Annotated in this window: 20 protein-coding genes and 2 tRNA genes; 18 read left to right on the forward strand and 4 right to left on the reverse strand. The window is 67.6% G+C overall.

What is annotated here, in order from left to right; genetic code table 11:
• Nucleotides 1–195: 195 nt before the first annotated feature.
• The 7 genes from gyrB (at nucleotide 196) to MUN76_RS09915 (ending at nucleotide 7739) form a co-directional block, all read left to right on the forward strand.
• Complete coding sequence (gene gyrB, locus MUN76_RS09885; RefSeq protein ID WP_244684344.1) at nucleotides 196–2187, forward strand: DNA topoisomerase (ATP-hydrolyzing) subunit B; 1992 nt, start codon at nucleotides 196–198, stop codon at nucleotides 2185–2187.
• Nucleotides 2177–4753 carry a DNA gyrase subunit A gene (gene gyrA, locus MUN76_RS09890; RefSeq protein ID WP_244684345.1) on the forward strand — a complete coding sequence of 859 codons (2577 nt, stop codon included), beginning with the start codon at nucleotides 2177–2179 and terminating at the stop codon, nucleotides 4751–4753. The genes gyrB and gyrA overlap by 11 nt, the downstream gene beginning before the upstream one ends.
• Entirely contained in the window at nucleotides 4746–5153 is a 408-nt protein-coding gene (locus MUN76_RS09895) for a DUF3566 domain-containing protein (protein WP_244684346.1), read from the forward strand. Before gyrA ends, MUN76_RS09895 begins: the two co-directional genes overlap by 8 nt.
• 74 nt (nucleotides 5154–5227) lie before the next feature.
• A tRNA-Ile gene (locus tag MUN76_RS09900) sits at nucleotides 5228–5304 on the forward strand.
• 56 nt (nucleotides 5305–5360) lie between these two features.
• Nucleotides 5361–5436, forward strand: a tRNA-Ala gene (locus tag MUN76_RS09905).
• A gap of 299 nt (nucleotides 5437–5735) precedes the next feature.
• Complete coding sequence (locus MUN76_RS09910; RefSeq protein WP_244684347.1) at nucleotides 5736–6707, forward strand: LPXTG cell wall anchor domain-containing protein; 972 nt, start codon at nucleotides 5736–5738, stop codon at nucleotides 6705–6707.
• Nucleotides 6708–6788: 81 nt separating this feature from the next.
• On the forward strand, nucleotides 6789–7739 hold the full coding sequence (locus MUN76_RS09915) for an LCP family protein (protein WP_244684348.1): 951 nt from the start codon (nucleotides 6789–6791) through the stop codon (nucleotides 7737–7739).
• A 116-nt stretch (nucleotides 7740–7855) separates the two neighbouring features.
• Here the strand turns inward: MUN76_RS09915 and MUN76_RS09920 are convergent, their stop codons facing one another.
• Nucleotides 7856–8248, reverse strand: a complete 393-nt coding sequence (locus tag MUN76_RS09920; protein WP_244684349.1) for a MarR family winged helix-turn-helix transcriptional regulator — start codon at nucleotides 8246–8248, stop codon at nucleotides 7856–7858.
• A gap of 314 nt (nucleotides 8249–8562) precedes the next feature.
• On the opposite strand from MUN76_RS09920, the gene MUN76_RS09925 reads away from it, so the two are divergent.
• The 6 genes from MUN76_RS09925 to MUN76_RS09950 all read left to right on the forward strand — a co-directional run bounded on the left by MUN76_RS09925 (nucleotide 8563) and on the right by MUN76_RS09950 (nucleotide 13972).
• On the forward strand, nucleotides 8563–9288 hold the full coding sequence (locus MUN76_RS09925) for a MarR family winged helix-turn-helix transcriptional regulator (protein WP_244684350.1): 726 nt from the start codon (nucleotides 8563–8565) through the stop codon (nucleotides 9286–9288).
• Nucleotides 9289–9401: 113 nt separating this feature from the next.
• A complete protein-coding gene (locus MUN76_RS09930; RefSeq protein WP_244684351.1) occupies nucleotides 9402–10844 on the forward strand; it encodes a sensor histidine kinase in 1443 nt (480 codons plus the stop codon).
• Complete coding sequence (locus tag MUN76_RS09935) at nucleotides 10832–11518, forward strand: response regulator (RefSeq protein WP_244684352.1); 687 nt, start codon at nucleotides 10832–10834, stop codon at nucleotides 11516–11518. The genes MUN76_RS09930 and MUN76_RS09935 overlap by 13 nt, the downstream gene beginning before the upstream one ends.
• Nucleotides 11515–12357 carry a DUF4097 family beta strand repeat-containing protein gene (locus MUN76_RS09940; RefSeq protein WP_244684353.1) on the forward strand — a complete coding sequence of 281 codons (843 nt, stop codon included), beginning with the start codon at nucleotides 11515–11517 and terminating at the stop codon, nucleotides 12355–12357. Before MUN76_RS09935 ends, MUN76_RS09940 begins: the two co-directional genes overlap by 4 nt.
• Nucleotides 12358–12391: 34 nt before the next feature.
• Nucleotides 12392–13447: an alpha/beta hydrolase gene (locus MUN76_RS09945; protein ID WP_244684354.1), complete on the forward strand. Its 1056-nt coding sequence runs from the start codon at nucleotides 12392–12394 to the stop codon at nucleotides 13445–13447.
• 54 nt (nucleotides 13448–13501) lie between these two features.
• Nucleotides 13502–13972, forward strand: a complete 471-nt coding sequence (locus MUN76_RS09950; protein WP_244684356.1) for an NUDIX hydrolase — start codon at nucleotides 13502–13504, stop codon at nucleotides 13970–13972.
• A 47-nt stretch (nucleotides 13973–14019) separates the two neighbouring features.
• Here MUN76_RS09950 and MUN76_RS09955 read toward each other — a convergent pair whose 3' ends face one another.
• Nucleotides 14020–14523, reverse strand: a complete 504-nt coding sequence (locus tag MUN76_RS09955) for a DUF5324 family protein (protein ID WP_244684357.1) — start codon at nucleotides 14521–14523, stop codon at nucleotides 14020–14022.
• A gap of 155 nt (nucleotides 14524–14678) precedes the next feature.
• Between MUN76_RS09955 and MUN76_RS09960 the strand changes: the two genes are divergently transcribed.
• Entirely contained in the window at nucleotides 14679–15188 is a 510-nt protein-coding gene (locus MUN76_RS09960) for a peptidylprolyl isomerase (RefSeq protein ID WP_244684358.1), read from the forward strand.
• Nucleotides 15189–15274: 86 nt separating this feature from the next.
• Complete coding sequence (locus MUN76_RS09965) at nucleotides 15275–16138, forward strand: rhomboid family intramembrane serine protease (protein ID WP_244684359.1); 864 nt, start codon at nucleotides 15275–15277, stop codon at nucleotides 16136–16138.
• Between the two features lie 98 nt (nucleotides 16139–16236).
• On the opposite strand, the gene MUN76_RS09970 is transcribed toward MUN76_RS09965, so the two are convergent.
• A complete protein-coding gene (locus tag MUN76_RS09970) occupies nucleotides 16237–16512 on the reverse strand; it encodes a cell division protein CrgA (protein ID WP_244684360.1) in 276 nt (91 codons plus the stop codon).
• 59 nt (nucleotides 16513–16571) lie between these two features.
• Between MUN76_RS09970 and MUN76_RS09975 the strand changes: the two genes are divergently transcribed.
• The 3 genes from MUN76_RS09975 to MUN76_RS09985 are packed head-to-tail and all read left to right on the forward strand — an operon-like array spanning nucleotide 16572 to nucleotide 18153.
• Nucleotides 16572–17354: a class E sortase gene (locus tag MUN76_RS09975; protein WP_244684361.1), complete on the forward strand. Its 783-nt coding sequence runs from the start codon at nucleotides 16572–16574 to the stop codon at nucleotides 17352–17354.
• Nucleotides 17354–17512: a hypothetical protein gene (locus MUN76_RS09980; RefSeq protein ID WP_244684362.1), complete on the forward strand. Its 159-nt coding sequence runs from the start codon at nucleotides 17354–17356 to the stop codon at nucleotides 17510–17512. The genes MUN76_RS09975 and MUN76_RS09980 overlap by 1 nt, the downstream gene beginning before the upstream one ends.
• A complete protein-coding gene (locus MUN76_RS09985; protein ID WP_244684363.1) occupies nucleotides 17509–18153 on the forward strand; it encodes an anthranilate synthase component II in 645 nt (214 codons plus the stop codon). Before MUN76_RS09980 ends, MUN76_RS09985 begins: the two co-directional genes overlap by 4 nt.
• Before the next feature lie 53 nt (nucleotides 18154–18206).
• Here MUN76_RS09985 and MUN76_RS09990 read toward each other — a convergent pair whose 3' ends face one another.
• The gene (locus tag MUN76_RS09990) at nucleotides 18207–19574 is read right to left on the reverse strand and encodes a cryptochrome/photolyase family protein (protein ID WP_244684365.1); all 1368 of its coding nucleotides are present in this window, start codon (nucleotides 19572–19574) and stop codon (nucleotides 18207–18209) included.
• Between the last annotated feature and the right edge of the window lie 85 nt (nucleotides 19575–19659).

The following is a 19659-nucleotide window of genomic DNA, read 5'->3' on the forward strand; positions in this document are numbered from 1 at the left end:
ATCGGGCTCTCGAAATGCTGCGCTCCGGCACCCATTCTTCGCTCACCGATCAGAGGTGGGGACGATCCCCGACGAAATATCCCCGGCACGGGGCCTCTGAGGCGCCTCCTGAGGCGGATTATTGATAGGCTGGTGTGCGGAAGTATCCGGGGTGAAAACACGCTCTGAGACGCCCAGAGAAGGATCATTCAAGGCATGAGTTCAGAACAGTCCGCGGCAGCGGAGTACGGCGCCAGTGACATTCAAGTGCTCGAAGGACTTGAAGCGGTGCGGAAACGCCCCGGAATGTACATCGGATCGACCGGGCCTCGTGGCCTGCATCACCTGGTCTATGAGATCGTCGACAACTCGGTGGACGAGGCGCTCGCGGGATACTGCGACACGATCCAGGTGACCATTCTTGAAGACGGTGGCGTCCGGGTCGTCGACAACGGTCGCGGCATCCCGGTCGATATGCACCCGACCGAGGGTCGGTCGACCGTTGAGGTTGTGCTCACGGTGCTGCACGCGGGCGGCAAATTCGGCGGTGGCGGCTATGCCGTCTCCGGTGGCCTGCACGGCGTCGGCTCGTCGGTGGTGAACGCACTCTCGCGCCGTTTCGAGGTGTCGGTGAAGCGTCAAGGTTTCACGTGGAACATGTCGTTCACGGATAGCGTTCCCGATGCACCGCTGGCGGAGGGGGAGCCGACCGAGGAGTCGGGCACGACGATCTCCTTCTGGCCCAGTGCCGAGATTTTCGAAACGATCGAGTTCGACTACCAGACGCTGCGGACACGCTTCCAGCAGATGGCCTTCTTGAACAAGGGGCTCCGCATCGAGCTCATCGATCTCCGGCCGCAGGAACCGATCGAGAACGACGAGGGAGAACTCGTCGCCCCGCCCGCTCCGCATGACGAGTTCATGTACGAAAAGGGCATCGAGGACTACGTCGAGCACATCAACGCCGCGAAGCGCGCGGAGCTCGTGAACGAAGAGATCATCTCCTTCGAGGCGGAGGACACCGAGAAGAAGATCGCGGTAGAGGTCGCCATGCAGTGGACGACCTCCTACTCGGAGAGTGTCCACACCTACGCGAACACGATCAACACGCACGAGGGTGGCACGCACGAGGAGGGATTCCGCGCGGCACTGACGACCTTGGTAAATCGGTATGCTCGCGAGAAGAACATCCTCCGTGAGAAGGACGAGAATCTCTCAGGCGACGATGTGCGCGAAGGATTGACCGCGGTCGTCTCTGTGAAGCTGGGGGAGCCGCAGTTCGAAGGCCAGACCAAGACCAAGCTCGGCAACACCGAGGCGAAGGCATTCGTGCAGAAGGTCGTCGGCCAGCAGCTCGGCGACTGGTTCGAGCGGAACCCCGGGCCGGCGAAGGACATCATTCGGAAGTCCATTCAGGCCGCGACCGCCCGATTGGCGGCACGCAAAGCGCGCGAGACGGCCCGCCGCAAGGGTCTGCTCGAGTCGGGGGGCATGCCCGGCAAGCTCTCGGACTGCACGAGCAAGGATCCGACGGTCTCGGAGATCTTCATCGTCGAGGGCGACTCCGCCGGTGGCTCCGCGAAGACGGGCCGAAACCCGCAGACGCAGGCCATCCTTCCGCTGCGCGGCAAGATCCTGAACGTGGAGAAGGCGCGACTCGATCGGGCCCTCAACAACGCCGAGGTGCAGGCGATGATCACCGCGTTCGGCGCGGGGATCGGCGAGGACTTCGATCCAGAGAAGGTTCGGTACCACAAGATCGTGCTGATGGCCGACGCTGACGTCGACGGCCAGCACATCACGACGCTGCTGCTGACGCTGCTCTTCCGGTACATGCGCCCACTGATCGATCTCGGCTACGTTTACCTCGCGCAGCCGCCGCTGTACCGCATCAAGTGGGTGAACGCCGAGCACGAGTACGTGTACAGCGATGCCGAGCGTGATCAGAGCCTGACCGCCGGGAGCGCAGCCGGTCACCGTCTCCAGAAGGAGAGCGGAGTCCAGCGCTACAAGGGTCTTGGCGAGATGAACTACTCCGAGCTGTGGGACACCACGATGAACCCGGACTCGCGCACCCTGTTGCAGGTCACCATGGACGACGCGGCCGCCGCCGATGAGATCTTCGCCACCCTGATGGGCGAGGACGTCGAAGCACGCCGCGGATTTATTCAGCAGAACGCAAAGGACGTGCGCTTCCTTGACATCTGAGAATCAGACGCCAGAAACCGAGTCGGAGCAGCGCTTCGACGAGACCGCGGAGGTTGCCAATCACGGCAACATCAACCAAGTGGATCTCCAGCTGGAGATGCAGCGGTCGTATCTCGACTACGCGATGAGTGTGATCGTCGGGCGCGCGTTGCCCGACGTGCGCGATGGACTGAAGCCGGTCCACCGTCGTGTGATCTACACGATGTACGACGGGGGATACCGCCCCGACAAGGCGTTCTCCAAGTGCACGCGCGTCATCGGCGACGTGATGGGTCAGTTCCACCCGCACGGTGACACCGCGGTCTACGACTCGCTCGTCCGTCTCGTGCAGCCCTGGTCCATGCGCTACCCGCTCGCGCTCGGGCAGGGCAACTTCGGCTCCCCGGGAAACGATGGCGCCGCCGCTCACCGATACACCGAGACCAAGATGTCTCCACTGGCCATGGAAATGGTCCGCGATATCGACGAGGACACCGTTGATTTCCAGGACAACTACGACGGTCGCACGCAAGAGCCGACGGTGCTCACCTCGCGCTTCCCGAACCTCCTGGTCAACGGCTCCGTCGGCATCGCCGTCGGCATGGCGACGAACATCCCCCCGCACAACCTCCGCGAGGTCGCTGCGGGGGCCAAGTGGCACTTGGAGCACCCGGAGGCGACCCGTGAGGAGCTGCTCGAGGCGCTCCTGCAACGGATCACCGGCCCGGACTTCCCGACCGGCGCGCAGATTCTGGGTACGCGCGGGATCCGCGAGGCGTACACCACGGGTCGCGGATCCATCAAGATGCGCGCCGTGGTCAACATCGAGGAGCTGCAGGGTCGCACCTGCCTCGTCGTCACCGAGCTGCCCTACCAGGTCAACCCCGACAACCTCGCGGTGAAGATCGCCGAGCTGGTGAAGGACGGCAAGGTCCAGGGCATCGCCGACATCCGCGACGAGTCGAGCGGCCGGACCGGTCAGCGACTCGTCGTGGTCCTGAAGCGCGACGCGATCGCGAAGGTCGTGCTGAACAACCTGTACAAGCACACGCCACTGCAGGACAACTTCGGCGCCAACATGCTCGCGATCGTGGACGGGGTGCCGCGCACGCTGTCGCTCGACGGGTTCATCACCTACTGGGTGAAGCACCAGATTGAGGTCATCGTCCGGCGCACGCGCTACCGCTTGCAGAAGGCGGAGGCCGAGGCCCACATCCAGCGCGGTTACCTCAAGGCGCTGGATGCGCTGGACGAGGTCATCGCCCTGATCCGGCGCTCGCCGACCGTGGAGGAGGCCCGCACCGGCCTCATGAGCCTGCTCGACGTGGATCAGATCCAGGCCGACGCAATCCTCGGCCTGCAGCTGCGCCGTCTCGCTGCGCTCGAGCATCAGAAGATCCTCGACCTCGCAGCGAAGCTCGAGGCCCAGATCAAGGAGTACGAGAGCATCCTCGCTTCGCCTGCCGAGCAGCGCGAGCTCATCGTCGAGGAGCTCGACGAGCTGGTCGCCAAGTACGGCGATGAGCGACGCACGACGATCATGCACGGCTTCGACGGCGATATGTCGATGGAGGACCTGATCCCTGAAGAGGAGATGGTCGTCACCGTGACGCGCGGCGGGTACGTCAAGCGAACGCGCATCGACAACTACCGGTCGCAGCACCGCGGCGGCAAGGGTGTCAAGGGGGCCCAGCTCCGGGCAGACGACATCGTCGAGCACTTCTTCGTCACGACGACGCACCACTGGCTGCTGTTCTTCACGAACACGGGCCGCGTGTACCGCGCCAAGACGTACGAAATCCCCGAGGCCGGACGCGACTCGAAGGGTCAGCACCTGGCAAACCTCCTGGCGCTAGCACCTGAAGAGACCGTCACCCAGATCCTGGACGTCCGCGACTTCGATGCCGCCGGCTATCTGCTGCTCGCGACGCGCGACGGCCTGGTCAAGAAGACCGCGTTGACCGACTACGACACGAACCGGACGGGCGGCATCATCGCCATCAAGCTCCGCGACGGCGACGAGCTCGTCTCGGCGCTCATCGCAGAGTCGAGCGACGATGTCCTCCTCATTTCGCGGCACGGCATGTCGGTGCGATTTACTGCCTCTGATCAGGCACTCCGTCCGATGGGTCGCTCCACGAGCGGCGTGCGGGGCATGAACTTCCGCGACGGCGACGCGCTGCTGTCGGCCTCCCGGTTGAGCGAGGGGAGCGGGTACGTGTTCGTCGTCACCGAGGGCGGATACGCGAAACGCACCGCGGTCGACGAGTACCGTGTGCAGCAGCGCGGCGGGTACGGCATCAAGGTCGCGAAGCTCGACGAGAACCGCGGAGATCTGGTCGGCGGCATCATCGTCGACGAGAGCGACGAGGTGCTTGCGGTGCTGGCGGGCGGTAAGGTGGTGCGATCGAACGTCGCTGAGGTTCCCGCGAAGGGGCGCAACACCATGGGTGTCGTCTTTGCGAGATTCCCAGAGGCGGACCGTATTATTGGCATCGCGCGCAATTCGGAGCGTGGGCTCGATGACGATGAGTCCGAGGCCCCTGAGCCCGAGACCGCAGAGAACAAGGAACCCGTGAATGAGTAACACTGTCGCCGACAAGCTGGCAAAGAAGACCCGCAAGAAGGCCCCCTCGAAGCAGGTACGCCTGAAGCTCGTCTACATCGACTTCTGGTCCGCGGTGAAGTTCTCCTTCCTCGTCTCCATCTGCCTCGCGATCGTCGGCGTCGTGGCGACGATCCTCATCTACACCGTGCTCATGCAGACCGGCGTCTTCAGCTCGGTCGACGCGGTCTTCATGGACATCGTCGGAGAAGAGAACAGCCTCATGAAGATCATCGGCTTCCCCCAGGTGCTCGGCTTCTCGGTGGTCGTGGCGATCCTCAACACCATTGTGGGCACGGCGCTCGGCGCGGTCGGCGCACTCGTCTACAACCTGCTCGTGCGGGTGCTCGGCGGATTCCAGCTCGGTTTCACGAGCAACTAGACCATTGACTCGCCCGATCGGAGTCGCGGATTTCGATTTTCGAAGCCGATCGGGTAGAGTCATTTCTTGGTCACGGGGCTATAGCTCAGGCGGTTAGAGCGCTTCACTGATAATGAAGAGGTCCCAGGTTCAAGTCCTGGTAGCCCCACCACCGCGGTCATCACCCGGAGTCACTCTGGTAACGTTGATCCGGTCACAATTCAATACGGGTCCTTAACTCAGTTGGTAGAGTGCCTGCTTTGCAAGCAGGATGTCGGGAGTTCGATTCTCCCAGGATCCACCACCCTGTCTCACGGGAGGACGCGACATCGAAGATGCTGCGTCCTCCCGTTTGACGTTTCTCCTCCTTCTCCTCCTCCTCCCAGGGCTCTCGGTATGGGGACGGTTCGATGTCCTGAGGCCACGACTCCTCGCGGTGCAGGAATCTCAGATCTCCATCGCATGCCCACCGTTGGTGGAGTCGCTCGGGTACGCACCAGTGACGACGCGCTACTGATACATCCGCGCGACGCTACCTCGATATGTGAGCTCCCTGAACATTGCTGGTTTCACAGCATTAGCTTCGGTGATCGGATGCGTGTCATGTGTAGCGCATCATCTCGACAGCTGTCCCTAGGACTCCATATATCGATAGGCGAACAACTTATGAAGACAACGAAGATTCTGACGGCGAGCTGCGCTACGGTTGTGCTCGCGTTGGCATTCGGCGCCAGCGCCGCCTCAGCCGCGGGCACCGAGATCACGGTCTCACCGAGCCCGACGGCCCCCGGCTCGTCGGTCGAGATCTCGGGAGACTCTTGCGTCGATGGCGACGGAAATCCGGGTGAAGTGCTCGTCGAGGTTGATGGTCGGCTCGCTGATTCAGTCGAGGTTGCACCGGACGGGAGCTGGACCGCTTGGCTGACGGCTCCGCTGCTTCCGGGGTCGTACGCGGTTGTGGCCAGCTGTGATGCCTACTACGGATCTCCGGTCATCTACGACACCACGGACCTCGAAGTCAGCAACCCGGTCATTGTCGAGCCCATCGCGGAGCTGGAGATGACACTGTCGAAGACCTCGGTGAAGGCCGGTGACGAACTGACGATCTTCGTCGAGGGGTTTGCTCCGAACGATTCGGTGAACGTTCGGATGGGGCTTCCCCCCGATGAGGAGAGCGAATTCGCACCGGCGACTGCGGCCGCTGTCGAGGGCGAGTTCGATCCGATCACGGGCAACCAGGTCTTCGGCGACTTCAACGCTGACGACGAGGGCGTGCTCGCGCTCACCGTGCGCATTCCCGCTGACACCGAGGCTGGCAGGTACGCGATCGGCGCATTCTCCGCCACGGCGGAAGCTATCGGTCAGTTCGATGTCACCGTGGCGAGCACCAACGGCGGCGGCACCATCATCACCCCGAACTCGAAGACCACCGCCAACACCCGAAACGATAGTGACGGGCAGCTCGCGAAAACCGGCAGCACGGATGGCTCGATTGGTCTGCTGATCGCTGGTGGGGCAGCGGCGATCGTCGGTGCTTCACTGATCGCACGCCGCCGCTTTTCGGTTGCGAAGTAAGCTGCACCGGGCGCGTTGAGCAGGACGGTTCGGGCCGAGGGGAGAGCGGGCACAGCGCGTTCGCTCCCATCGGCCCGAGCCGTGTTCTGGAAACGCTTCGCCCGAGGGGCCGTCGCGGCGCTGCTCGCACTCGGGGTTGGTGCTGCGCTCTTCGTGATCGCGGTGTGCGCGCGAGTCGACTGGAATGACCTCGTCGCCCGAAATGGTGATCCGGAGGTCGTGTACCTGTTCGCAGGAGTTGATTCAGGCATCGAGCGACCGAAGGGCGATAGTCAGTACGCCGCCAGCCCCGATTCCCCAGGTCGGGCCGACGTCTTGATCCTCGTGCGTCTGGGCGGTGACGGCGACGTGCATGCCGTCTCGTTGCCACGAGACATTGTCGCTGTCGGAGTGGGGAGACCCTCGCGTCTCGCCCTGACATATCTCGATGGGGAGCAGGCCCTGATCGACGGGATATGCGGGGGTGTCGGAGTTGAAGTCGATCGCTTCGTAGGGATCGATGCCTCCGCGTTTCCGAAGGTCGTCGATGCGCTGGGCGGCCTCGAGCTGCGCATACCCGAGGCCAGACGCGACCCTGGAGCCAACCTTGACGTCGCGCAGTCCGGCGAGCGGAGCATTGATGGTGAGACGGCACTTGCCTTGGTGCGTTCTCGACACGCGCAGGTGCTCGTCGATGGCACCTGGGTCGAGCAGAGTGATGACGCAGGATCAGAAGATCGCGCTACTTGGTCCGCTCATGTCATGGAGGCGACAGGAACCGCGCTCGCGCACGCCTCGCCCACGCAACTCGCGCGGGCGACCTGGGCCGCATCGGGCGGGCTCACTGTGTCGGGGGGCTTGCACCCGTTGGAGCTCTGGGATCTGGTGCATGCAGATATCTCAGCCTCAGTGCTCCCCACGCGCCTCGTGAATGGTGAATTGGCGAGAGTCCCCGGCGATGCAGGCACCCAGGCACTCCAGGAACTCGGCTTCGACACCTCGTGCAGGCCGATGGCCCTCGCTGAGCCGCGGCGCAGTGCGGAAGGGTCCTGACTCGTGACACGATGCGTCCGCGGACGCGAGTGATGCGGATTCGGACGCGGGCGCTCAGGCAGGGATGAGGCCCAGGCTCCGAGGACTATGACACCAGCGCGTCCTCGGGGCAACACTCAGTTCGGCCAGTGGGCGGCGAGCTTGCCGAGCAGGCGGGCGAGTTCGGTCCGCTCGTCGGGGGAGAACGACTCGAGCGCGCGCGCCAGGGACGCCCGTCGATTGCTCCGCAGCCCACTGGCGAATCGCCGGCCGTGCTCCGTGAGCGCGATCCGGGTGCGGCGCGCATCTTCGGGATCGGCCTCGCGGTGCACGAGTTCCCGAGCCACGCCCTGCTGCACGAGGCGCGACGCTCGGGGCTGATCCACACCGATGGCCTCCCCGATTGCGCTCACACTGAGGGGCGCGTCGGCGTTCGCGAGCGCCTCCAGCATCCGAACGAGCGCCGGGGGACCCCCGCGTCCGGCCGCCGCTTCCGCCCACGCGCGGGGATCGGGGAACCCGGATCCCATGCCTCGCCCGCGATCCGGGGCACCGTGCGGGCCAGCGCGCCAATGACCCCCGTCGCTGTGCGCGCCCCACGGGCCGCGGTCGCCGGCGCCGGAGTCCGTGCGTCCCCGGAGACCCCGCGGTCCGCGAGGGCTGCCCCCCCGGCCTCGGAGCCTCGAGAGCGCCTCGGCGATGGCGTCTGCGGAGGGATCCGCAGGGAGGTCAGAGCCCTGATCCGAAGCGTCGATGTTCACAGTGTCAGTTTACATGCCACTTGACATGCACTCATGTACATGTCACACTACATATACATGCAACATGACAAGTAAGGAACTCCATGACTTCGCAACCCACACACTCCGACACCACCACCACCACGCCCAACCCCACTCGCACACTGGCCACCTGGCTTCGAGCCACCGAGCGCCTGCTCGCGGCCGAACGCGCAGCTGTGCTCGACCGCGAAGGCGTCTCCGGCCGGGATTGGCGACTGTTGAGCCGTCTCGCCGATGATCCGTCCCACCCGCGTGCCCGCGGACCGAAGCTGCGCCGACTGCAGGAGCGTCGCTGGATCGAGCGTCACGACGGCTCGTGGCGTCTCACCGATGCCGGTCGCGCCGCGCACGATCGACTCCGCGCCGCGATGGACGGCTTGACCGCTGCCATCACGGAGGCTCTCAGCCCCGACGAGCTCGACACCACCGTCGCTGCGTTGCGCAAGATCACCGTCGCCCTCGGCTGGGATGAGGAGACACCTCTGCCGCGCCGACCGCATCGTACCCACCGACGAGCCGCGCGCGGCGGATGCGGGGGACACCCCGAGTCGCGTGACGGACGCCCCGACTGGCGCGGCGGTCACCCCGAATGGCGCGGGGAGGCACCCTATCCCTTCGCCGGCGGCCGTGAACGCCGCCACCCGGCCGACGTCCACCCGCACGAGCCGCGTGGTGGCCGATGGGGCGAGCGGTGGGGGCAGGATCATCCGCATCGCGGTCGCATGATGCACCGCGCGTTCGAGCGGGGATTCGACGCCGGGTTCAGCCGTGGCCGCGGGGAGCAGTAGTCCCCGCACGCACACCCCCTTCGGCACCCGGAGACGAGGATTCGGGAAAACCCGAAACCGCGTCTCCGGGTGCCAGGGTGTTCGGAGGGTCGGCGCGCACCTACCGTAGAAGTATGACCACTTCAGTTGATCCTGCCGCGGCTCACGGCGACACCGCGGCCCACCCGGAGCCCGGCAGCGTCCCGGAGCTGGTACCCACCGCCGAGCCGGCCGCACAGGCACCCGCCGTGCCGGCCGCCGCCGGGCCGGCACCTGCACCCGCCGCAGTCACTCCGGCCCCGACTCCGGCACCGGCCCCCACGGCCGCCCGCCCGCCGCTCCGCCTCGGGCTGACGATCCTCCAGCTGGCGGCGCTCGGCATCGTGGGCTGGGGCGTGCTGAGCGTGCTCTTCTCACTGCTCGGCACCGGCCTCGGCCTGGTCCTCGTGCTGGGCGTCGGCCTCGTGATCCTGATCGGCCTCGTCTACGCCCTCTACGGGGTCGCCTGGTTCGAGGTCGAGCGCGTCTCGGCGCTCTATCGACTCGCGGTACCGCCCCTGCGGCTCCGGCCCCGCGTCGAACCGGGCTTCGCGGGGTACCTCCGCACGATCGGGAGGCAGTCGATCGACGGCGCCATGTGGCGCGGGATCGCGAGCTTCGTCCTCGCCTCCGTGGCCGGCACCGTCATGCTCCTCCTCTTCCAGGGTCTGGTCTGGGCGATCCTCAGCGCGGCCGGCGCCAGCCCGGCCTTCGACGCGCTCAGCGGGTCGCTCGGCATCGGATCGGGTGACGGCGGCTCCGCAACGATCGGCCTCTGGGGCCCGATCTCCGCGGTGATCGTCGGAATCCTCTGCGTGGCCGGGATCATCGGTATCGCCCTGCTGCACCGCTCCGTCAGCGTCGGCATCGTCCGAGCGGGAGCGCAGACGGCGCAGCTGACGCGCCAGGTGCAGGTCTCGGCGCGCCAGCGCGAGGGAGCCGTGCGCGCCGCGGATCTCGAGCGGACGCGCATCGAGCGCGACCTGCACGATGGCGTGCAGCCCCGGCTCGTCTCGGTCGGTATGACCCTCGGGCTCGCCCAGCAGAAGATCGCCGAGGATCCCGAAGGCGCGAAGCAGCTCATCGCCGAGGCGCACACCTCGACGAAGGCCGCGATCACCGAACTGCGGCAGTTGGCCCGCGGGATCCACGCCTCGGTGCTCGACGACCGCGGCCTGGACGCTGCGCTCTCCGCGCTGGCCAGCCGCTCGCATATCCCGGTGCTCCTCGACGTCCGGCTCCAGGGCCGGTGCAGCCGGGAGGCCGAGACGGCCGTCTACTTCGCCATCGCGGAGTCCCTCACCAATGCGGCGAAGCACTCCCGTGCCAGCGAGTGCCGGGTCGTCGTGCGGCTCCGCGAGGAGGGCACGCTCTGGGCCCGAGTTGAGGACAACGGCATCGGCGGCGCCCGGGTGCTCCCGGGCGGGGGCCTCGACGGCATCTCGAACCGCGTGCTCGCGGTCGGCGGCACCGTCCGACTCGACAGCCCGCAGAGCGGCCCGACGTCGCTGGAGGTGAGTGTCCCGTGCGCATCCTGATCTGCGAGGACTCGGTCCTGCTCCGCGAGGGGTTGGTGCGCCTCCTCGAACACAGCGGCCACGAGGTGATCGCTGCCCTGCCCGACACGACAGACGTGATCGACACGGCGCTCGCCCAGCACCCCGACCTCTGCATTCTCGACGTCCGACTTCCGCCGACCTTCACGGACGAGGGCATCCGCACCGCCCTCGACCTCCGCACCCGCCGACCCGAGCTCCCCCTGCTCGTCCTCTCCCAGTACGTGGAGGAGCGGTACGCGAGCGACCTCATCGCTGCTCAGGGCGGCGCCTTCGGGTACCTGCTGAAGGATCGGGTGGCCGACGTGAGCGAGTTCGTGGAGTCCCTCGAACGCATCGCGGCCGGGGCGACCGTGCTCGATCCCGAAGTCGTCGCCCAGCTGCTCACGCGGCGCAGTCGTGACGACCGGATGCAGTCGCTGACCTCCCGCGAGCGCACGGTGCTCGCCGCGATCGCGGAGGGCCGATCGAATCAGGCCATCGCCGCGCTGCTCTTCCTCTCCGAGGCGAGCGTCGAGAAGCACATCACCTCGATCTTCCAGAAGCTGGGTTTCGAGCCCGACGAATCCGGCAACCGCCGGGTGCTCGCCGCCATCGCTCACATCGAAAGCGCCAGTGGCAGCACCGGCCCCGCACAGAATGGACCCGTCTCATGACGAACACTCCCGATCAGCCGGCAGCCCCCGAACGGTCCGCGGCCGCCCGCCCGATCCTGATCACCACGGCCATCATCGGCGGATGTGCGCTGCTGGCGACCGGCACCTCCGCCGCCGTGGCCGCGGTCGGCGCCCAGGCATCCTCCTCCGGCTCCGTGGCCGCCGCCACGAGCCTCGATACGACCGGGATCACCGGCGTCGAGGTCGACGCGAGCGCCGCCGACTTCTCCGTCGCTTTCGGTGATGTCTCGGAGGCCACTCTCGAGGTGAGCGGGCCTCGCAGCGACCAGTGGACCCTCAGGCGCGACGACACCGATCTCGTGGTCGAGGCCCCCCGCGGGATCTTCGGCTTCTGCTTCGGCTGGTGCCCGCCGTCGGAGCAGGTCGTCGTGCTGACCTTGCCACTGTCGCTGGAGGATCGGCCGGTCGACCTCGAAGCGCGTCTCGGGGCCGGAGCGCTCCGCGCCGACGGGGCGTTCGGCGATCTCGATCTCGAGCTCTCCGCCGGGCGCATGACGGTCGAGGGATCCGCGCGGTCGCTGGACCTGGAGATGAGCGCCGGGAACTTCACCGGTGACCTGAGCGACGTGACCGAGGCGAGCATCACCGTGTCCGCCGGTTCCGCCGACACACGACTGACGGGATCGGCCCCGCGCGAGGTCGACCTCGAGGTCAGTGCCGGATCGCTGGACCTGACGCTCCCTGACGAGCCCTACCAGGTGCGCACCGAGGTGTCCGCCGGCAACGTCGACAACCAGCTCCGCACCGACTCGGGCGCGCGCAACGTCATCGAGGCCGAGGTGTCCGCGGGCAAGATCGTCCTCCGGCCCGGCCGCTAGCGGCACTCGGCGAGCACCCGCTTAGACTGGCGGCATGACGGAGTGGCGTGCGGACGTGCTGGGGGCGGGCTTCGAGTGCACCGACCTGGACCTCGGCGAGGACGAGGAGGGGCTGCTCGTCGCCACGCTCGTCCGCTCCCTGCCGCCGCACCGCGGCTTCTTCGACCGGCTCTTCCGGCCCGACCCGCTGCTCGAGGGCGTCGATGTGCTCTACGTGCACGGCTGGTCCGACTACTTCTTCCAGCGGCCGCTCGCGAGGTTCTGGACCTCACGAGGTGCGCGCTTCTTCGCGCTGGATCTGCGCAAGTATGGGAGGAGCCTCCGCGACGGGCAGACCCCCGGGTACATCGACGACCTCGATGACTACCGGGCCGAGATCGATCTCGCGGTCGCCGAGATCCGGGACTCGCAGGATCGCACGGCCCCGGCCCGCCGGCTTGTGCTGATGGGGCACTCCACGGGCGGGCTCGTGCTGAGCCTGTGGGCGGCGAAGCACCCCGGCGTCGCGGACGCACTGGTGCTGAACAGCCCGTGGCTCGAGTTCCAGCTCGCCGCCGCCGGTCGGCAGGTGATCCTGCCGCTCGTCAGCCTCGGCGCACGGTTCAATCCGCGCGAGGTCGCGCCGCAGCTCGACTACGGCTACTACACCCGGGCCCAGCGCGAGGTGTCCCTTCCGGGCGACCTCGATGACATCAACCCGGCCTGGCGCCCCGAGCGCTCCCACGCCGTCGTGACCGGGTGGATGCGGGCGGTGCTCGCCGGTCATGCCCGAGTCAGCCAGGGGCTGCACATCGAAGCGCCCGTCGGGGTGCTGCTCTCGGAACGATTCGTCGTGCCGGTGCGCTGGAGCGATGACCTGCTGGGCGGCGACAGCGTGCTTGACGTCGACGAGGTCGCCAAGGCCGCGTTGAAGCTCGGCTCGTCGGTGAGCGTCGACCGGATCGACGGGGCGCTGCACGACGTCTTCCTGTCGGCCGAGGCGCCACGGCGGGAGGCGTACGCCCGACTCGAGCGCTGGCTGGTCGGTTGGCGCGCGGCCGATCGCGGCGCGATGGCGACGCAGCCGACCGCCGAGACCGCTCCGGCCTGAGGGCCCGCCGCCTGACTGAGAGGTGCTCCGAGTACGACAGGATAGGCTCTGAGCATGGATCTTCGAGTGGCCGCCTACGCGGTAGTGGAACGGCGGGGCAAGGTCCTGCTCACCCACTGGCGCCGTGGCCACCTGCACGGATGGACGCTTCCGGGCGGCGGGATCGAGAGCGGTGAGGATCCCCGCGACACCGTCGTGCGCGAGGTGCTCGAGGAGACCGGGCTCGAGGCCCGGGTCGGCAAGCTCATTGGCGTCGACTCCCGGGTCATGGTGCGCGAGGAGGTGCCGGAGGATCGGGATCCCGAGCTGCACACGATCCGGATCATCTACCGTGCGACGGTGAAGGACGGCCCGCTGCAGCACGAGATCGGCGGCTCCTCCGACGAGGCCCGCTGGGTTCCGATCCGGGACATCCGCTCGCTCCGCACGCTGTCGCTCGTGCAGACCGGATTGCGCATGGCGGGCATCAACCGTCGCCAACCGGGCAAGCCGGGCGCGAAGCAGAACGGCAAACCCCGGAAATAGCAGTGGTGCCCGAGCCGAAGCCCGGACACCACCGTCATCTGCGCTGACTACTCGCTCTCGGGTGCGACCCAGAGCTCGTCGTCGGTGCGGAACGCCTGCCACAGTGCGTAGCCGACGCCGACCGCCGCGGCGATCCCGAGCGTGAGCGCGATCACTCCACCGGCGCTGCGGGTCTTCTTCGCGGGTTGCAGGTACCCGATGCGTTCACCGAACCCGCGCACCTGCTTCGCTGCATCGCGCTGCTCGAGCTCGTCGAGCTTGTGGATCGTGCTCGCGAGCGCACCCGCGACGAACGGCGTCGTCGCGCGACGCACCGAGTTCGCTGCCCGGCGAGCGGACGCGACACCGCGGTCCACGGCGGGCCGCACGGCCTCGAGGGTCTCGTCGACCCGAGGGGCGACGTGCTCGTCGCTCAGCTTGCGCGCCTGACGGCTGGCTTCGTGCAGCACGTCTCCGGCGTGGGCCAGCACGAGCCGCTGGTGATCGAGCAGCTCCTGAGCATTGCCGCGCAGGTGACGGAGTTCGCGGCGGCGCTTACGTGAGAGTTTCATAGGGGTCCTCCTACCTCGGCGAGACATTGACTCGGCTGATGTCACTTGCCCGCTTCCACGCTACACCGTTGCACCCTCTGAGCGCCCGAAGCGCGGATACACCCCCGAGATTCCCAGCAGGTCGAGTGTCAGGCGCCCCACCTACAATGGACGGCATGACTCTTCACAGCTCGGTAGCCACTATTCACACCAACCACGGCGACATCGTCATCAACCTCTTCGGCGATCAGGCCCCCAAGACGGTCAAGAACTTCGTCGACCTGGCGGAGAAGGGGTTCTACGACGGTGTGATCTTCCACCGGATCATCCCGAACTTCATGATCCAGGGCGGCGACCCGACGGGCACGGGCACGGGCGGCCCCGGCTACACCTTCGACGACGAGATCCACCCCGAGCTCGTCTTCGACAAGCCGTACCAGCTCGCCATGGCCAACGCGGGCAAGCGCCCCGACCTCACGGGCCGCCTCGCGGGCACCAACGGCTCGCAGTTCTTCATCACGACGATCGCGCCCGACTGGCTGAACGGCAAGCACTCGATCTTCGGCGAGGTCGCAGATGACGACTCGAAGGCCGTCGTCGACGCCATCTCCGCGGTGCGCACCGCCGGTGCCGATCGTCCCGTCGAGGACGTCGTGATCACCGGCGTCGACGTCGTCGCGGCCTAGGCCCGCCGGTGACGAGCGGACCGGGGCCGGCATTCGGCGAGCGGGCTGAATACGGACCCAACGACGTCTGTTTCCGTCACCCCGACGTGCACAGCTTCACGCTGTGCCAGCGCTGCGGGCGCACGATCTGCGCGGCATGCCAGGTCGCATCGCCCGTGGGTGTGCTGTGCCCGGAGTGCGTCCGTCAGACGCAGCCGGGCGCAGCACAGCGCACCTCGCGCTCGATGCGGGTCGCGGGGCGCCGGATCTCGGCGCTCGACACCCCGGTGACCTACGGGATCATGGCGGTGAGCGTGCTCACCTTTATCCTGCAGTCGCTCAGTCACTACTTCGGAGCGGACGAGGTGACGCGGGCGCTCTGGTACGCGCCGCTCTACTCGCTCCCCGGCTCCGTGCTGCCCGAGGGCGCCGGCTTCGAGCCGTGGCGCATGGTCACGGTGATGTTCACCCACTCCACGGGGTTCATCTTCCACATCCTCTTCAACATGCTCGCGCTGTGGTTGTTCGGCCGCAACCTCGAGCAGCTCATCGGCCGTGTGCAGTTCCTCGTGCTCTACCTGTTCGCCGGGGTCGGCGGCTCCCTCGGCGTCATGTTCTACGCCTACATCGACCCGAGCACCATCAACGTGCCGACCGTCGGGGCCTCGGGGGCGATCTTCGGGGTGCTGGCCGCCACACTCGTCGCGTTCAAGGCGGCGCAGGCGAACATCACGTCCCTCGCCGTGCTGATCGGCATCAACTTCGCGATCGGGCTGATCCCCGGGGCGGCGATCTCGTGGCAGGCGCACCTCGGCGGCATGATCGTCGGTGCGATCACCATGTGGCTGATGCTCGGCGCCCGCGGTCCGCGCAAGCGCGGGCGGCGGATCCTCACGCTCGTGGCGTTCGGCGTGATCCTCGCCGTGCTCGCGTGCGCGTACCTGATCGTGCTCCCAGGCATCTTCGCCTAGGAAGTCATCCCGCCGAGGAAGTTATCCACAGGCTTATCCCCACCTGGGGACGAATTACACCCGTGTTATTCGCCCCGGGCCGGGGGTGCGGGTGGAGGCTACTTCCACCACGGGGTCATGAGGAACCCCACGAGCACGAGCCCGAAGCCGACGAAGATGTTGGCCTGGCCGAGTGCCGGGACGGGCAGCTGCAACCCGGCGCTGGTGACGTAGTAGAGCACGATCCAGATCAGTCCGAGCAGCATGAAGCCGAACATCACGGGCTTGAACCACACGGGGTTCGGGGCGTTCTTGCGCGCCGCCGCCGCTTCCTCGCGGTTCAGCGACACCTCCGCCGACTTGCGCTTGCTCACGTCTTTACCTGCTGCTGCCATGGCATCGAGTCTACCTGGATCAAAGGGTGAACTCAGCGAGTGCGGCTTAGAATATGGGAATGGTCGATACTCGCGAGGCACCTCGGAGGCGCCGCCGAGCCCGGCTGAGTCCGCTCACCGTCATCGGAGAGCTCCTGCTCATCGGCGGCGTCGGGGTGCTCGGCTACATCGTCTGGCAGCCCTGGCACACCGGGGTGACGGTGACCGCGAAGCAGGTCGAGCTGTCGGCGTCGGATTCGGCGCGCTGGGAAGCAGCCGAGACCGAGACCGTTCCCTGGGACGGCACGATCCCCGTGACCGCCCAGCCCCAGCCCGCCGAGGTCTTCGCCGTGCTCCACGCCCCGGCGTTCGGCACCACCTACGCCAACCGCGTCGCCGAGACGACCGACTGGTGGAGTGTGCTGAACCTCGACGAGAAGGGGATCGGCCGGTACGAGATGACCCAGCTCCCCGGCGAGGTCGGCAACATGGCGCTCGCGGGGCACCGCTCGGGGCCGCTCATCAACTCGTTCCGCGAGGTGATGAACCTGCGGGTGGGCGATCCCATGTTCGTCGAGACCGCGGACGGCTGGTACACCTACCGCTTCCGGTCCATCGAGTACGTGCTGCCGAATGAGACGGACGTGCTGAATCCGTTCCCGCGGCTCGAGGGTGAGCCCGGGCAGGATCGGATCCTGACGCTCACCACCTGCCACCCCAAGATGGCGGGCAGCGACGAGCGCGCGATCGCCTACTCCGTCTTCGAGAACTTCCAGCCGCGCAGCGCCGGCCCCCCGGCCGAGCTCGTGGAGCTGAACCCGACGATGGAGAACACCCAGGCAGCGAGAGGGGACGCGAGCTGATGTTTTCACTCCTGTGGCGATTCTTCCCAGGACCCGCCTGGCTGCGGGTGATCGTACTGCTGCTCGTCGCCGTGGCGATCGTGTACGCACTGATCACCTACGTCTACCCGTGGGTCGCACTCCAGTTCCCGGCAGAGGAAGTGACGGTCAACTCATGACGAACATCCTGGTGATCGACAACTACGACAGTTTCGTCTACACCCTCAACGGCTACCTGCAGCAGCTCGGCGCCACCACCCGGGTGATCCGGAACGACGAGGTCTCCACCGGAGAGCTCGAGCAGCTCGTCGCGGAGGTCGATGGCGTGCTCATCTCCCCGGGACCCGGCACCCCCACTGACGCCGGGGTGTCGATCGCCATGGTCGGGATCGCCCTGCGCACCGGGGTGCCGCTCCTCGGCGTCTGCCTCGGGCACCAGGCGATCGCCGAGGCGCTCGGTGGTGTGGTCACCCACGCCGACGAGCTCATGCACGGCAAGGTGTCGCGCGTGCGGCACTCGGGCGACGGGTTCTTCCGCGGCGTCTCGCCGGAGTTCAACGCGACGCGGTACCACTCGCTCGCGGTGGTGCGCGACACGGTGCCGGAGTCGCTCACGATCACCGCCGAGACGGAGAGCGGCATCGTCATGGCGGTGCGTCACCGGGAGCTGCCCATCTACGGTGTGCAGTACCACCCGGAGTCGGTGCTCACCGAGGGCGGGTACCAGCAGCTCGGCAACTGGCTGGCCGTGGCCGGCCTCGCGAACGCCGCCGAGGTCGCGGCGTCGCTGTCGCCGCTCCTGGTGCGCGAGCAGTCCTAGGTTCGCCCGCGCGCCGGTGAGTCGGCGCGGTCACGTGCGATCTCCGGCTGCGCTCAGTCCGACTCGTCGCCGCCCCTCGGCGCGTTCTTCACCGTGTCGTACGCCGCGAGCGCCCGGATCCGGGTCTCTCGCAGGTCGACGATCTCCGGGTGCAGCAGACTCTCGGGGGCCCAGCGGTCGACGTAGGAGCCCCCGCGGTCGAACTTCTCCTGCTGCGTGCGCGGGTTGAAGACGCGGAAGTACGGCGCCGCATCGGCACCGCACCCGGCGACCCACTGCCAGTTGAACGGATTGCTCGCCGCGTCCGCGTCGACCAGTGTGTCCCAGAACCAGGCCTCGCCGATTCGCCAGTCGATCAGCAGATTCTTGGTGAGGAACGAGGCGACGACCATGCGCACCCGATTGTGCATGGTGCCGGATCGCCAGAGCTCCCGCATCCCCGCGTCGATGAGCGGGAATCCCGTGCGCCCGGTCCGCCAGGCCCGGAGGGCGTCGGCGGCGGTGGGGTCGTCCGCGTCCTGCCACGGGAACGCGGCGTAGCGCTCGTCGAGGGGGCGGGTGTGCAGGTCCGTGTGCCGGAAGAGCGTGTGCCACGCGAACTCCCGCCAGCCGAGTTCGGAGAGAAAGCCGCCGACGTCGGCGCCCGAGGCGACGGCCCGGTGCCAGATGGTGCGCGGGCTGATCTCACCCCAGCGGAGCGACGGCGACAGTTCGGAGGTCACTTCCTCGGACGGGAAGTCGCGACCGCGCGCGTAGCCCTGCGCACGGTCCTCGAGGAAGCGCTCGAGCCGCACGAGCGCGTCCGCCTCGCCCGGCGTCCAGCGCTCTGCGATCTCGCCGGCCCAGTCGGGGCGGGTCGGGAGGAGCCGCCAGTCGTCGAGGTCGTCGCTCGCCGGCTGTACGCCCGCGCACCGGAGCGACTCGGGGGTCGGCAGCGGTGCAGCGGGCGCCGGCGCGGCGAGACAGGCGCGCCAGAACGCCGAGTAGACGCGGTACGGCCCGCCGGTCTGGGTACGGATCTGCGTCGGGTCGAAGAGCAGCCCGCCGTGGAAGGAATCGGCGCCCGTTCCCTCGGCGCGCAGTTGCGCCTTGAGCCCGGCGTCGATTTCCCGCTCCGCGCCGTACCGCCGATTCCAGGTGACGCGCGAGGCACCGCACTCCGCGATCGCGGCCGGGACGACCTCGGCGGCCGCGCCGCGGCGCAGGATGAGCGGGACCCCCAGCGCGGCGAGCGACTCCCGCAGACGGCTGAGCGAGTGGTGCAGCCACCAGCGCGCGGCGCCGCCCAGTGGCCGCGCCTCGGGTGAGACCTCGTCGAGCACGTAGAGCGCCACGATCCCGTCCGGGTCCTCGGCCGCAGCGGAGAGCGCCGCGTGGTCTGCGAGGCGGAGGTCGTCACGGAACCACACGAGTGTCGACATGCCTCCAGCGTAGTCGTGCGTGGTGCGGTCGACCCCTGGGGGCGGCGCGTGGCCCTGGCCCGGATCGACCGAACCCGGCAGACTG

Source organism: Leucobacter rhizosphaerae (assembly GCF_022919175.1).
Taxonomy (GTDB): domain Bacteria; phylum Actinomycetota; class Actinomycetes; order Actinomycetales; family Microbacteriaceae; genus Leucobacter; species Leucobacter rhizosphaerae.